10 protein-coding genes are annotated in these 15,844 nt (G+C 27.9%); 2 read left to right on the plus strand and 8 right to left on the minus strand.

The genetic code is table 11. The features are described from left to right. Positions 1-5: 5 nt before the first annotated feature. Together RWL85_RS01925 and RWL85_RS01930 are read right to left on the minus strand one after the other, a co-directional pair. Positions 6-2,873 carry an insulinase family protein gene (locus tag RWL85_RS01925; RefSeq protein ID WP_314084273.1) on the minus strand — a complete coding sequence of 956 codons (2,868 nt, stop codon included), beginning with the start codon at positions 2,871-2,873 and terminating at the stop codon, positions 6-8. A gap of 23 nt (positions 2,874-2,896) precedes the next feature. After that, positions 2,897-3,409 (minus strand): adenine phosphoribosyltransferase, encoded by a 513-nt coding sequence (locus RWL85_RS01930; protein WP_204644343.1) that lies wholly within the window; start codon positions 3,407-3,409, stop codon positions 2,897-2,899. A gap of 157 nt (positions 3,410-3,566) precedes the next feature. On the opposite strand from RWL85_RS01930, the gene RWL85_RS01935 reads away from it, so the two are divergent. Together RWL85_RS01935 and RWL85_RS01940 are read left to right on the plus strand one after the other, a co-directional pair. Beyond that, positions 3,567-3,938 (plus strand): iron-sulfur cluster biosynthesis family protein, encoded by a 372-nt coding sequence (locus tag RWL85_RS01935; RefSeq protein WP_314084277.1) that lies wholly within the window; start codon positions 3,567-3,569, stop codon positions 3,936-3,938. Positions 3,939-3,993: 55 nt separating this feature from the next. Then, positions 3,994-4,524: a VanZ family protein gene (locus tag RWL85_RS01940; protein WP_314084279.1), complete on the plus strand. Its 531-nt coding sequence runs from the start codon at positions 3,994-3,996 to the stop codon at positions 4,522-4,524. Positions 4,525-4,596: 72 nt separating this feature from the next. Here RWL85_RS01940 and RWL85_RS01945 read toward each other — a convergent pair whose 3' ends face one another. The 6 genes from RWL85_RS01945 to ligA form a co-directional block, all read right to left on the minus strand. Next, entirely contained in the window at positions 4,597-5,886 is a 1,290-nt protein-coding gene (locus RWL85_RS01945; protein ID WP_314084170.1) for an ISL3 family transposase, read from the minus strand. 231 nt (positions 5,887-6,117) lie between these two features. Then, positions 6,118-10,425, minus strand: coding sequence for an NEAT domain-containing protein (locus RWL85_RS01950; RefSeq protein ID WP_314084280.1), 4,308 nt, complete (start codon positions 10,423-10,425; stop codon positions 6,118-6,120). A gap of 219 nt (positions 10,426-10,644) precedes the next feature. Beyond that, the gene (locus RWL85_RS01955) at positions 10,645-11,262 is read right to left on the minus strand and encodes a thioredoxin (RefSeq protein WP_314084282.1); all 618 of its coding nucleotides are present in this window, start codon (positions 11,260-11,262) and stop codon (positions 10,645-10,647) included. A gap of 18 nt (positions 11,263-11,280) precedes the next feature. Beyond that, positions 11,281-13,542 carry a single-stranded-DNA-specific exonuclease RecJ gene (recJ, locus tag RWL85_RS01960; protein ID WP_314084283.1) on the minus strand — a complete coding sequence of 754 codons (2,262 nt, stop codon included), beginning with the start codon at positions 13,540-13,542 and terminating at the stop codon, positions 11,281-11,283. Positions 13,543-13,577: 35 nt separating this feature from the next. Then, positions 13,578-13,853 carry a LapA family protein gene (locus RWL85_RS01965; protein WP_314084284.1) on the minus strand — a complete coding sequence of 92 codons (276 nt, stop codon included), beginning with the start codon at positions 13,851-13,853 and terminating at the stop codon, positions 13,578-13,580. Then, positions 13,853-15,844 (minus strand): NAD-dependent DNA ligase LigA, encoded by a 1,992-nt coding sequence (gene ligA / locus RWL85_RS01970; RefSeq protein WP_314084286.1) that lies wholly within the window; start codon positions 15,842-15,844, stop codon positions 13,853-13,855. The genes RWL85_RS01965 and ligA overlap by 1 nt, the downstream gene beginning before the upstream one ends.

Genomic DNA, 15,844 nt, shown 5'->3' on the forward strand with positions numbered 1-15,844 from the left:
CCTTTCTATTTTAATTCTATTGTTTTATTGAATAATTGTCTATTTTCTAATACTTTATCTTTTGAACCAAGAATACAAGTATATGCTTTAGATTTCATGTCTTTGAACTCTTTAGACAAACTTCTAATATCATCAATTGTTGTTGTTTTAATTTCATCAACAAGTTTATCATAAATATCAAATGGTGAGTTTGTGATGTATTTATTCAATGAGTAAGCAGCTTGAGCACTAGGTGACATTAACATATCTAATGCATTTAAAGTACCAATTATGTACTTGTTAAGATCATTATCATCAGCGTCTACATTTTCTACAAATTTATCAATTGCATAGTATATATCTAATGTTTCAGTTAAGTTTGGATCACGGTAAGACCATAAATTAAAATCTCCAAAAGTATTAAAAATCACACCAGAACCATAGGCACCGTTTTTCACACGTACATTATTCCATAGATAATCTAAACTTAATATATGTCTTAAAACTAAATGTTTACCACTATAACTGCTAATATTATAACCTACCCCAACATATTGAACTAGGGAGTCAAAGTAAAAACCTTCAGAATAACATTGATCTTCTAATTTGATTTCAAATCCTTTTTGTTTAACTAATTCACTAGGATATTTTAGTAAATATAAAGATATATTTTCTTTGAAATTATTAAATTCTTCCGTATTACCAACAAAGTTAACTAATAATCTAGCACGGTTAAAAATTAAATTTGTAACATTATATAGTTGTTCTTTAATTTTATCGCTATTTTGTTCATAATTATTTACTAATTCACTTATAAACACATAAAAATCATATTCTCCATGATACGAAGCTAACTTACTTTGAGGATTGTAATATCCACTAATACGACGTGAGACAAACGCGTGTCCCGAATTTTTAAATTTATTTTCTAGCATAAGTTTAATTTCTAGAAGTACATTGTACAGAGCTTCTTTATCTTCAAAATCAGCGTTAATTGTAGCTTCTTCAAGAATACAAGCCAATTCTCTTACTTTCTCAACTAAGTTCTTGGCACTGATTATAAATTTCACTTCGCATTCTTCACTTTTATGTTTTCTAAAGACATCGACATAAGAACTTAATCCACCAAGATTAGCTCCAATCTCTTTAATGATTTCTGCTTCTGATTTATTCTTAGTATTAAAGTTAAATAATAGATAAGACAAAACTGAAGCATATTGCATCTGTTCAATTTCAAAATCACTTATATCGAATAGTAATTTAGAATATGAAATACCATTAGTTACAGCATTAAAATGAGAAAAATTAATTCCATTATAATCTTCAAAGAAAGTTTCTTCAAATGGATTTTTCAACTTAACTTCATTAGCATCAACACATTTTATTTTCTCTAAATCTTCTTTTTTATCAGTACTATTTTGCCATTTCTGTAACTCTTTGGTTTTTGTAACTAGGCTTGCTAGATCGCCTTCAGATAAAGTAGCCTTGTATTTGACTAAATCCTTCTCTTTATTTTCTTTTTCTAATGTCGGAATTAAGTGTAATACAGCTTGTTTACTATTTTCAACAAGAAATTGTCTAGCAAGAGTTTCATATTGTTTATTAACACAATTTTCTTGTAAGTGTGAGATTACATTATCTAAATCAAAGGCATCAAATATGTTATCTTCACTATATAACCACGTTCTTAAAAGTCTAATAGCATATGATACACCTTTTGGTGAAGAAGTTTTATTAATTTCTTCTTTAATAGAAAAATTCTTTTTATTAATTGAAGCTTGGACTTGTTCATAATCAAATCCTTTGTTAATAATGCCTTGTAATACTTCTTTATATTCAGTATCAAGACTTGCTAACTTATCATCACTTACATACTTGAAAATAATTGAATAGACTGCTTCTTTTCTATCTTTCTGAACATAGCTATATACATCTTCACAAATATTGTTATCAATGAAGTATTTTCTAAATTCAGTATTACTACTTCCAAGGAGAATATCATCTATAATATCTATATTTTCAATTTTAGTAAATTCATTACTATCACCAAGAATATAGTTATAAGCAACATACGCTCTATTCTCAGTGTCTTCATTGAAATATGTATGTTTGACGATTTCTGATGAGAATTTTTCTTGTTGAACTAATTGGTAGTTGCTGTAATCTTTATATTCATAGTTATTAAGATAACTATCTATATGATTTAAATACTCTTCTATATTTAAGTCGCCATATAAAAAGATATAGCTATTGCTTGGGTGGTAATTATAATTATAAGTTTTCAAAAACTCTTCTTGAGTAATTGAAGGAATGGCTTCTGGCTTACCTCCTGAAGAATATTTATAAGGAGTATCACTAAATAGATGTTCGCTAACATACTGATCTAAGACCTCATCAACAGATGAATAAGCTCCTTTCATTTCATTGTAAACTACGCCTTTATAGATAAGTTCATCATCCATGTTTTCAAGGTGATAGTGCCATCCTTCTTGAGCTAATATATTTGAGTTAATTCTTAAGTTTGGATTAAATACTGCATCTAAGTATATATCCATCAAAATCTCTAGATCTTTCACATTTTTAGACGATACTGGATACATAGTTTTATCAGGAAATGTCATAGCATTTAAAAATGTATTAAAAGAACCTTTAAGTAGTTCTACAAAAGGTTCTTTTACTGGATATTTCGCTGAACCACATAAAACAGAATGTTCTAAAATATGAAAAATACCATTATCATTATAAGGAATTGTTTTAAAACTTATGCTAAAACTTTTATTTATATCATCGTTTTTAAAGAATACTAATCTAGCATGAGTTTTAGAATGCTCATAAAGATAAGCAGTCGTATTTATATTTTTTAGATATTTCTTTTCTATAAGTTCAAATGTCATATTATTTAATTACTCATAGTAGATTACATTTTAAGTAATGTTAGAACATCATAACCTTGTAGTTTGTCCATTCCATTTAGACCATCTAACTCGATTAAGAACGCAATACCTACTACGATTCCTCCTAATTCTTCTACTAATTTAATAGTTGCTTCAATTGTTCCACCTGTAGCTAACAAATCATCAGTAATTAAAACTCGTTGACCGGGTTTAATTGCATCTTTATGCATTGTTAGAGTGTTACTACCGTATTCTAAATCATATTGGTAAGAAATAACTTCACGAGGCAATTTATTAGGTTTTCTAACTGGTACAAAACCAATTCCTAGTGAATATGATACGGGACATCCGATAATGAAACCACGAGCTTCTGGTCCCACAACTACATCAACTTTTTTCTCTTTTGCATAGTTAACGATTTGATCAGTAGCATATTTATATGCCTCACCATCTGCCATTAAAGTCGTAATATCTTTAAAACTAATTCCTTCTTTTGGCCAATTTTCTACGATTGAAATGTATTTTTCTAAATTCATTTATTTTTCTTATCTCCTAAATGTTTTCTTAACTCAATCATTATACTATAAAATAGCAAAATTAGCAATTTTTAACCCTATTTAAAACAATAAATTATTGTTAAGTTAGTTAAAAGTGTGGTAGAATATTTTATATAAATAAAAAGGAGTAAAAGAAATGAAATTTACATTTTCAAATGAAGCAACTAATTATATCTTAAATAAATTAAATGGAGTAAATCAAGACTCATATAACATTATAATTGATTATGTTGATGGAAGCAGCCCCTATAGTGATGGAAGTTCTGCTTGTCATTGTGAAGTTTATAATAAATATAGAATTTTAATAGTTAATAAAAATGATTCAAATATTAAGTATGATAAATACAATAAAACTTTAGATACAAACTTAGGAAAAGCATTCTATCCTGAATTTTATGAAATGATGTTTAATGAAAATAACGTTTTTGATTTTAATAATTTTAACCTATTTTTAAAAAGTGAAGCGGGAATTATTTCAGAACAAGTTAAGTTAATTATTAAACTATAATTAAAGCTGTTTTGTTATCATAATGTATATATCGACACATAAAAAGGAGGATGTTTTGAAAACAGTATTAAACAGCAGAATATTAACAATGATGCTATTTCTGATATATTTATCTATTTTATCATGGATAATTATAGCTAAAATGGATTTTTCATTATTATATAAAAGTAATTTCAGCTGGATGGATAATCCACGTGTTTTATTACATCCTGGAATTACTTGGAGAGCTATCAATATAATTCCATATAAGAATGGAAATTTTGATATAACAGAGGTCATATTAAACATTTTATTCTTTATTCCTTTTAGTTTTTATGTGAAAATGATATTTCCAAATTCTTCAGGCTTAAGAGCTATTATTTTAGCATTTATGCTAAGTTTATTTTATGAAACTATTCAGTATGTTTTAACTATAGGATTTCCTGATATAACTGATGTGATTGATAATACAGTTGGAGCAATTATCGGTGTAATTATTATAAATAGCGTTTCTTTAATTTTTAGAGAAAAACTACGAATATACATGAATTTTCTTTTGATAATTATAACAGGCTATATTCTCTATGATATTTTTTATTTATTCTAAATTTAATAGTTATTGCTAAAAAAAGAGGCTCTTTGTCAAGTTCGGGGCATGGGGAAAATTCACTCTAGAAATCTAGGCAGCACTTTGCTGCTTAGATTTTTTCTTACTTTCTTTAAGTTTAATATTATTTTTATATTCAGAAACAAATAATCTAGACATAATTAAAATGCGTAATCTGAAATTACTAAAGCTAGAATATCCATAAGATACTCTCTTTAGTAGTTTTATTTTATTATTAAATCCTTCTAATGGGCCATTAGAATACTCATATTTAACAGCGTTAAGCATATACTCTTTGTGCTTTTTCATAGTATTTATAGCTTTAGATACACCTTTAGATAATCCTTTAGTATCCATATCTATATACTTTTCTAATTCTACAGAGTCTTTAGCTTTAATAGCTTCTCTTATCTCATGAACTCTCTCATAACTAGCTGTAAATTCAGCATCTATAGCTAATATATAATCTAATACTTCTTTTCTAGTTACATAGCGTTTAAAGCTTCTAGAATAGAATGTTTTTGTTGAATTTACTTTATCTCTATCTTCTAATATTACTTTCCAGAAGTTCTTTAGAATAGTGTAAGTAGAGCCTTTTTTATTCTTATATTGATTCATTAGTTTTACTCTAGCTTTATTTAATTCTCTATTAATATTTTGAACCATGTGGAATCTATCTATTATTATCTCAGCGTTAGGGAACATCTCTTTAATCATACTCATATAAGGAGGGTAAATATCTATACAGATCGTTTTTACTTTCTTTCTTACTTTTCTTGGATATCTCATAAAGTATTGTTTTAATATATGTTGTGTTCTACCATCTACAATATCTATAAAGTCATGTGTTCTAGCATCTAAGAATACGAAACTCATTCCATTTTTACTATCTTTAGTTGATTTTATTTCATCGAAACATAGGTGCTCTGGTAAGTTTGAATGAGTCTTAACTTCTACAGCTTCTCTACATGATTTCATTACTCTTACTACTGTAGATACTGATACATTACTTAATTCAGCTATATCTTTAAAAGACAATGTTTTAGATAGATTCTTCATTATGTAAAATATAAGATTTTTAGATATACTACAGTGCTTTTGTACAAATGATGTTTCAGCACAAAACTTAGAATTACATTCTCTACATTTAAAGCGTTGTTTCTTTAGTCTAAGGTATGTAGGGCATTCTGACATCTTTAATAAAGCTATTTTTAATGGATCTGTGAATCCATTTTTAACTATATTATTTCCTTCTTTTATACATCCGCAATTTGTACAACACTTTGGATTGTATGATAAAGTCCCATGAAATACGAATGTATCTTGCCCATCCACATTAATTAAATCAAGTTTATCCTCCATAGTTATATTTTGGTCTTTTATTAATAGTAAATTTGTGATAAAATTAGACATGACAAATATCCTTTCTTAGTTAATTATTTTTCTACACTTTAATTATATTGGATATTTGTCTTTTTGTATATAAAAATTGAAATCCGGGGATGGAATTTTTCCATGCCCCGGATTTAGTATACAACCAAAAAAGATAGCGGATCATATTATTGATCAACGCTATCTTTTTTATTATATATACTATTTATTTTTTCTAAATCTAAATCTTGCTACTACTGCACCTAACATTAACAATGCAATTGTTGATATACTACTTGTTGTTAATCCTGTTTTAGGTAGTAGACCAGTTAATCCTTGTTTAGGAGCTACTTCTGATCCTTCGTTTGAAGTATTTATAGCTGTAGTATTTCCGCTATTATCTCCTCTTAGGTCATTAATAGTAAGTTTTCCATTAGAATTATTTCCTGTTTGGTTATTTGATTTTTTCACAATAGTATATGTACTAAAGTGACTTGTATAGAATGTAAGTTTTCCATCTTTATAGATACTTGGAACTTTTTCTAATTTATCTCCATTTACATAGTATACTTCTAATTCTTCATTTTCGTTTGTGACAACAGTCAGAGTAACTGCTCTTGTACCGCCTTGTTTATCAATTATGTTATCTTCAGCATCAGTGAAGTGTAGATCTATAGTTTTAACAACATTGCGATTTCCGTCTAGTTGTTTTACTAATTGCTCAGCTTTTAGTGAAGTAGCTTCGTCAGATAGTTTAGCTACAAATTTTTCTGCGTTAACAGTAGAATTATCAAATTGAACTTTAACTTCGATTCCATCTGATAATGTATCAACAAGAGTATCAGTCGAAATAGCATTCTTAACGATAGATACCAATTGGTCTTTTTCTAATACACTTAGTTTGTTATCATTATCAATATTTGTTAGAGTCTCTTTTCTTAATAACTCAAACTCTGTATCACTAACTTTACCTTTCTGTTCATTTTCAGGTAGTTTAATTTCTGGCTGAACTTCTACTTTATTATCATCTTTTGGTTTATTTTCTGGTGTTTTAGGCTCAGTAGTCACTACTGGTTTAGGAGTTTCTTTTTTATCTTCAACTTTAGGTTCTTCTGTTTTAATTTGAGCATCTACTACAGTATGAATTTCTATAATCTTATCATCAATATTAGTTGCATTTTTTTCATAAAGAACTTTAGTGATACGATATTTATCTCCTGCTTTCATGTCATTATCTGAGATTTCTAATTTCTTATCATCTTCATTTGAAACACTTGTAGAGCTTAGTTCTTTAACTTCGTTTCCACGTAGACGCTCAACTTTTGTTACGATATACCAATTTCGTCCATAATCATCGCTCTTAAGAAGTTCAGCCATAGTTTTATTTTGTTTTGCTAAGAATTCTTTATATTTTTCTAAACCTTGTAAGATACCTTCTCCACCGTAGTACTCTGATCGTCCTCTGTACCAGTGCAATAGGTTAAGAATAGTTAATTTTTCATCTTTTGGTTCAATTGTAATTTTATTATCTTTTGCTACAACATTTAACTCAATAGCTTGCTTTTGTGGATAGTATCCTTGAGTAACATTTGGAGATATACCTAATAATTTTGTATCTGCTTCGCTGAATGGTAAAGTAGCAGGTAGATTATTATTTGCTATATCTAGAATTTGAAGACTACCATTAGCTTTTATTAATTCTAATGGAATATTACTAATTTGGTTATTTACCAATCTAACAGTTGCTTTATTTTTAGCTAGAGTTTTCCATAATTCATCCGATAAAGTTGTGATATTGTTATTATTTAAAACTAATGTACTTAATTTAGTTAGATTAATACCATTTTCAGGTAATGCAGTTAGTCTATTGTCAGCAGCATATAGTTGAGTAAGATTTGCTAAACTTGCAACACTTGAAGGTAATTTTGTAAGTTCATTATCTGTAACAGCCAAGAACGTTAATTGAGGATTATTTTTAAATAAATCATCTGGTAACGATACAATTTTATTATTTGATAAACTTACTGTTTTCAATTTACTATTATTAGCGAAAACATTAGCTGGTAATGTAGACAGCCAAGATTGATTAAATTCTACAGATTCTAAATTAGGATTGTTCTCGAAGATTTTTTCAGGAACGTTTCCTAAATTATTTGCTGATAAGTTTAAAGTTTTTAGTTTGGTATTGTTAGCGAATAATTTTTCAGGAAGTTTTGTAATTCCATTTCCACCTAAATTAATGCGTTCGATATTAACTGCATTTTTGAATAAGTCTTCTGGAATTTCTCCAAAGTTGTTACTGTCAGATGAGAATGATTTAACACCAGGACCCATATGTTTTAATAAATCTAAATTATAAATTGCACCTTTATCTACTTTTCCATCAATTTCGAATGATCCAAGGTTGATATCCCCAGTGAAGTTTTTCAATTCTTCTTCAGAAACAACACCATCTTTATTAGTGTCTACTCCATTAGCTATTAATTTTTTCTGAAGTAAATCATCACTTTTCTTACGTTCTTCATTATTTTTTTCTACAACTTCGAATCCATGCCATCCTTTTTTAATTTCAGGTTTGAATTTTAATTTTACATTAGTGTATTTATCGTAGTTTCCTTTATCACTCTCTAAAGAACCCATATAAGAAACTATAACACCACCTAAATGAATTTGATCTAAATCTTCTATTGGAAGTGTGAATAATGCTTTATCATATTGACCTGCAGAGTTCTTTTCACCAAAGTTCTCTTTAACACCTGATGACCAGTTTCCTTTATTTTGAATAGCAAAATCATATAATCCATGAGCAAATAAAGTATTTAACATAGTTATACTCATTTTTCCATCTTTTACTACTAATTTTACATTTTTATCAAAGAATCCTTCTAACATAGAAGTTCCTTGTCTTCCATCAGCATATAAAGCGTTAAAACCTAAAGTATATTCACCATCTTCTAACTTATCAGTAAGTGAATATGTTTTTTCTGCTTGTTTTTCAGGAGTTTTTTCTGGTGTTGGTTTTTCTTCAGCTACCTTGTTTCCAGTTGTATATGCTTTACTTTCGCTACCGTCATTTGCTTTAAATACAATTGTATTATCTCCATCAAAGTTCCAAGCTTTAAATGCTTTAAGGCTTTCTCCACCATCATCGTAAGTAACAATATGCCCTGCCCAGTTTTTACCGAATAGTGATTTGTTGAAAGTTTTTCCATTGATAACAACTTCTTTAGTGTTTTTAAGAACATCTTCTGCTTTAAATCCATCAACAAGTGTAATATTTAATTCATCACCATAACCATTCTTTTCTACTTTAGAAACTAAATCTTTTTGAGCATATGATGCGCTAGTAGCTGGCGTATCTTGTTTTGGTTCTGTAGGTTGTGCATCTTCTTTTTTATCAGTTGCCGTAGGATATGAAATTATAGTTCCATCAACAAGTTTAACCTCTAGTTTATTATCTGAATCTTTTAACGCTTTTACTAAATCTTCGTTAAAAATTCTAATTCCAAGATATTTTGATGTTTCTACTTTATCTTTGAATACATCTTTATTCACAGTAGTTCCATTTAAAGTTACACTTGCAATTTCATCAACAAAGTTATCATAAACAGAAGTGTCAGATAATTCTAATGTTAAGTGTTTTTCGTTTTTCCAGTTTTTACCTTGGTCTAGTTTTGAAATTGTGTATTTAGCATTTGAAACAGGTTTATTAGAACTAGTATCACTATCTTTTGATGGTGTAGTTGTGTCAGTACTTGGTTCAACATATCCAGTATCTTCATATGTTGTTTTAGATCCATCTTCAAATGTAAATTCAATTTTGTGCTTATCTTGTTTTTTGTAATGATCTGTTATAGCCTTATCTACTGCAGTTACTTCTCCATTATATAATTTATAAAATTTACTATTTGTGTTTTGTTTATCGAAACCAAAATCTTTTCCATCTACTGTAAGTTTAGAAACTTTTGACCAGTAATTTTTATAAATATCTGAACCTTCTAAGAAGAAGATTAGAGAATCATTATCTAATTGTGGTTCTGTTATTTTCAAACCTTCATTAATCAGTTTTGGCTTAGCAGTTGGATCTACGTATCCTTCGTCTTCATATGCAGCTTTTGAACCATCTTTAAAAATAAATTCAATTTTGTGTTTATTTTGTTTATTATAATGTGCTTCTATATCTTTATTACCAATAAATACAGTATTACCATATAATGTATAATTTTTAGAAGCAGATGACTCACTATTAAAACCAAAATCTTTTCCATCGATTAATAGTTTATCAACATTTTTCCAGTATTTATTAAATATATCATTAGATGAATCTTTACCTTCTACAGTAAATTCTAATGAACCACTTCCTCCTATTTCAGCTTCGTAGATTTTAAAACCTTCACTTTGTTCACCTTGAGCATAGGCGATATTTAACTTTGTATTTAGTATAGGATTAGATATTCCCGTAGTAGTTATTGTTAAACAGATAGGAACTGCTAACCCAGCTATGAATTTGCTATTGTATTTTTTTGTCATAGAATCCTCCAATAAATTTCACACTGATAATCAGTATCGTTTAATTATAAGCATATTATACTACAACAGAAAAGAAGATACAAGTAAAATCATCAAAATAAAAAAAAATTAGAGAGAAAATCTATGGATAAGGTTGTAAAAATGTTGAATCGATAGGATTTCTCTCTAAAATTTTTCGTTCATAAAATTGCCACAATGAAAAATAATTAATAAAAGTATTTATAGTCTTTTAGAAATTAAATTATAATGAATTTCTATATCTTCTGCTTCTGTTGCATATCCTACTAAATCAAAGTATTCACCATTTTTTTCAATGACTGCAGTAGGATAAGATTCTATACCAAGATTTAGTGTTTTTAAAAAGTCTTGTTGTATTGGATTTGTATCTTTAAATGCTATTGTAAGTTTAAGGGCAAGATCAGAATAGTCTAGGTCGTATTTTTCACATAACTCTAGATAAGTACTAACTTCGCTTAGACTCTTTCCTTCAATAAAAAATTTCTTTTGCATATCATAAGCAAAATCAAGTAGTTTTGAATTTGGAATTAATTCTTTTACTGTATTCAGCGCTATAGCAGGCTGTACAGAATTTAAAACAAGTTCACCTTCTTCTAGTACCTTGTTATAAGCTTCTCCAAATTCAACCTTGTACATATCAACTATTTCTTCATTTTTAAATGTATATTCAGAAATTTTATTACTGTTTTCTAATATATATAATCCACCAGATACAATCTCAATCTCTATGTCAGTATGGTTTTTATAAAATTCTGTAAACAATTTATTAAATCCATAACACCATCCGCAATATGCGTCCCAAAAATATAATATTTTCATGTATTTCTCCTTAAAATTTTATTTGTTGACAAATAATTTATTAATGTTAGCTATACTCTCTTTTAAGAGTATCTTTTCTGTTTCAAATATACTTTCCATTCTAACAAAGCTTGACGATTGTTTTAAATCAACAGTTTTATAATTTTTATTTAAAATTATAGTATTATTTTCAAAGGTAACTAAGTTTAATTCTTGAAATATTTGAATCATTATTTTTAGACTATCGACATTTGTATTTAATGATACTAACAACTTATCTAGTTGTTGGACAATATTAATTTGTTTGTTCGCAGTCGATAAAATAATATTAAACAACTTAATTAGTTTATCTTTATCAATTTGATATTTTTCGGAAAGAATTTGTTTTTCCTCACAGACTAAATAAATCTTTTTAGGGTTGCATTTAACTATTTTTTCTATATAGTCCTTACTATTTGGAATATCTAATAAATAAATATAATCAAAATTTTCGCCTATATTATCAATATTTTTGTATAAATAGAAATTATTAGCATTATCATCGATTGTTTTTGAAAGTTTTAAACAATTACTATCTATTTTGCTAATATCATAGTTTATAAATCTTAAATCTTCAAATAAGAATTCTTTTATTTCAATATCTACTATATGTGCTTGTAGTTTAGTGCGTCCATTGAAATTATTTTTATCTAGAGTACATAATAAATCGATTATATCATTTTTTTCTACTTTATCAAATGCCTTGTTATCTTTAAAACTAATACACTCTAAGTTACCTACTTCATCTGCAATTGTTAATCTTAAGTATTGTTTTTCAGAACCGAAATAAGTTTTATTTAGAACCATTGCATTTTCTAGTAAAATAGTAGGCTTTTCAAAATCCATACCGTAAGGTTTTAATACTTCTAAAGAACTAAGAAACTGATAACTTATCTCTTCTAAAGAAGTGACGATATCTATATTTTTTGTTGATTTCAATTCATTATTTTGTTTGTATTCTTCATATTCATTATGGAGAAACTCTTCGATTTTATCAAAGTTTTTTTCTTCAAAAGAAAACCCTGCAGCTAATGTATGACCACCAAATGCAACAAATAAATCAGATATCTTATTCATTGCTGTGTAGATGTTAAAATCAAAAATACTACGTGCTGACCCTTTTAATATACCGTCTTTATAATTCATTATTAATACAGGTTTTTGATATCTCTCAACTATATTAGAAGCGACAATTCCTAAGACACCTTCGTGATAGTTTCCTGATACCATAATAACATTTTTATCTTTTTTATTGGAGCTTTCAATAGTAGTTATTACATCCTTAACTATATCTTCTGTAACTTGCTTGCGTTCAATATTAAACGTTTCAATTTTTTCTGCAAGGGTGCGAGCATTAGTAGCATCTTCTGCCATTAAGAACGCTAATCCTAATTTTGCACTATCCATTCTACCTATTGAATTTAATTTAGGTGCTATATAAAAACCAATTGTTTGCTCATCGATTTTAGTATCTATACTAGATAATTCAAGAAGCATTTTAAGACCGATACGAGGATCTTCATTTAGTAATTCTAAACCTTGTTTTATAAATATTCTATTCTCATCAGTAAGAGATACCATATCAGCTATCGTTCCAATAGCAACTAAATCTAGTAGAAAATCCGGAAAAATCTCTAGTAATGCATGAGCTAGTTTAAAAGCAACCCCTACACCAGCTAATTTTTTGAAAGGATAATTCCCTTTAGGATGCTCAGGATGAATAATAGCGTATGCATTTGGTATTGTATCTTGAATCTTATGGTGATCTGTTATTATAACATCACAGCCAAGGTTGTTCGCTAAATCAACTTCTTCAACTCCTGCAATGCCATTATCAACAGTTATAATTAAACTTATACCAGAATCAATAATTTTAGTAAATGCATCTTTATTAGGACCATATCCTTCATCAAATCGATTCGGAATATACGAAGAAACATTTGCTCCTAGGGATAGTAATGTTTCAACTAATAAAACTGTTGATGTGATACCATCGGCATCATAATCTCCATAAACAAGAATTTTTTCCTCATTTTCAATAGCTTCGTTAATTCTATCAACAGCTTTCTGCATATCATACATAAGAAATGGATCATAACCTTCTTCATATTCATCAGAAAAATATTTTTTTACCGATGACATATCTGTAATATTTCTAGCATTAAGAATTTTTGATATATTTTTAGAAATATTATAAGACTCAAGTTCTTTTATAAAATTTTCATCATAATTTGGATAAATCCAATTATATTTTATTCCCATTTTTTCACCTCATTTCTATACTAATTTATATCCTATTATTCACTTGTGTCCTCTAATTTTTCTTTTGTAAATAATAATTTTTCTGTTCTTTCATATTTCCTCGCCAAAGTTTTATATTTTTGGTACCAATAAAAACTTGCGGCTATTATTCCCATAAAGAAACAAACAAAAAACAATATAGTTAACGGTAATTTAACCGTGAAAAATATAAATGATACAGGTACTGAATTGTAATTCATAATAAAAAATGTAATTATTGAAACGAATACAATAACTATACCAAAAACTTTATATGGTAACTTATTATCCATTATCGCACCTCTCTAACTATGTTTGCAAATTGTTCTTCATTAATTACTTCAATTCCTAACTGCTCCGCCTTTAACAGTTTAGAACCTGCTTTCTCACCGGCAATTACTAAATCAGTTTTTGAAGTAACACTACCGGTAACTTTCGCTCCATTTTTCTCTAAATACTCTTTAGCTTCATTTCTAGTTAATTCAACTAATTTTCCTGTTAAAACGACAGTTTTACCTGCAAATATATTATCTGTATTAACTTCCTTAATTTCATATTGAGGATTCATTCCAACACCGATTAAATCGTTAATAAATTTAATATTATTTTGATCTGACAGATAATCTAATATAGAATCAGCAGTTATCTGACCAACATCATCTAAGTTTATAAGTTCATCTAAAGTTGCATTCATGAAATTCGTAAGATTTAAATATTTTTCGGCTAATATTTTACTAGCTTTTTTTCCAACATTAAGAATTCCAAGAGCAAATATTACTTTATCTAGTGAACTCTGTTTGGCATTTTCAATTGCATTTAATAAATTATCAACCGATTTTTCTCCCATACGATTTAGTGATACTAATCTAGTTCTATCTAATGAGAATAAATCTATAGTGTGAGAAATTATACCTTGCTCGTATAATGTTGCAACTACTTTATCACCTAGTCCTTCGATATTTAGTGCTTCTCTAGAAGCAAAATGAATTATTTTTCTAATATTTTGATCAGGACAATCAGGATTTTTGCATCTTGTAAAAGGATCATTTTCTTTAATATATGTTTGTTCTTTACAAGATGGGCAAATTGTTGGCATTATGTATTTATTAGTTCCCTCTGTTCTCAATTCTTTTACTACTCTAACCACTTTAGGGATTATCTCACCAGCTTTTTTTACTACTACCATATCACCAATATGAATATCTAGTTCGTCAATGATATCCTTATTGTGTAAAGATGCCTTAGAGACTGTAGATCCAGAGATAATTATAGGATCTAAAATAGCTACAGGAGTAATAATCCCTGTTCTACCAACACTAAGTTCCACATCTAGTAATTTTGTTGCAAGTTCTTCTTCTGGGAACTTATATGCAGTAGCCCATCTTGGACTTTTTTGTGTATAGCCAACTTCTTCTTGTGTAGAATATGAATTTACTTTAATAACTATACCATCGATATCATAAGGTAAATCTTTTTTATTTTCAGTCCAATAATTTATATAGCTGATTACTTCATTAATATCTTTACATAATTTGTAATTTGAATTAACTGGAAGTGCATAATCTTCTGCTATATTTAAGGCGTCTTCTTGAGATATAATACTATCATCTCCTACTATTGAGTAAATAAACGCAGATAATCTTCTTTTTGCAGTAATTTTAGAATCTAATTGTCTTAAGGAACCTGCTGCAGCATTTCGTGGATTTGCGAATAATACTTCATTATTATTTTCTCTTTCTTTATTTAGTAATTCAAAAGATTTTCTAGGTAAATATACCTCACCTCTAACTTCGAATGATCTGTTATCTTTTAGCACCTTCGGAATAGAAAATATAGTTTTTATATTTTCAGTAACATCCTCTCCAACTGTTCCATCTCCACGAGTAGCAGCACTAACAAGTTTTCCATTTTCATAATTAATAGAAATCGCTAGACCATCAATTTTCAATTCACAAATATACTCAACTTTATCATTTGGTACTAATTTTTTCACCCTAGAATCAAAATCTCTTAAGTCTTCAGTAGAAAATGTATTCGATAAACTTAACATTGGTACTTTATGAGTAATTTTTTCGAACTCGTCTAGAACCTTATCCCCTACTCTTTGCGTTGGAGAATTTTCTAAAATTAATTCAGGATATTTATCTTCAAGCTTTTCTAATTGTTTATATAATGTATCATATTCGGTATCAGAGATTTGAGGATTATCTTCAACATAGTAATCATAAGAATACTTGTTTAATAAAGAAACCAGTTTAGAAATTTCTTCTTTAATTTGTATCAT

The sequence above is a fragment of the uncultured Gemella sp. genome, from assembly GCF_963515875.1.
Classification (GTDB): Bacteria; Bacillota; Bacilli; order Staphylococcales; family Gemellaceae; genus Gemella.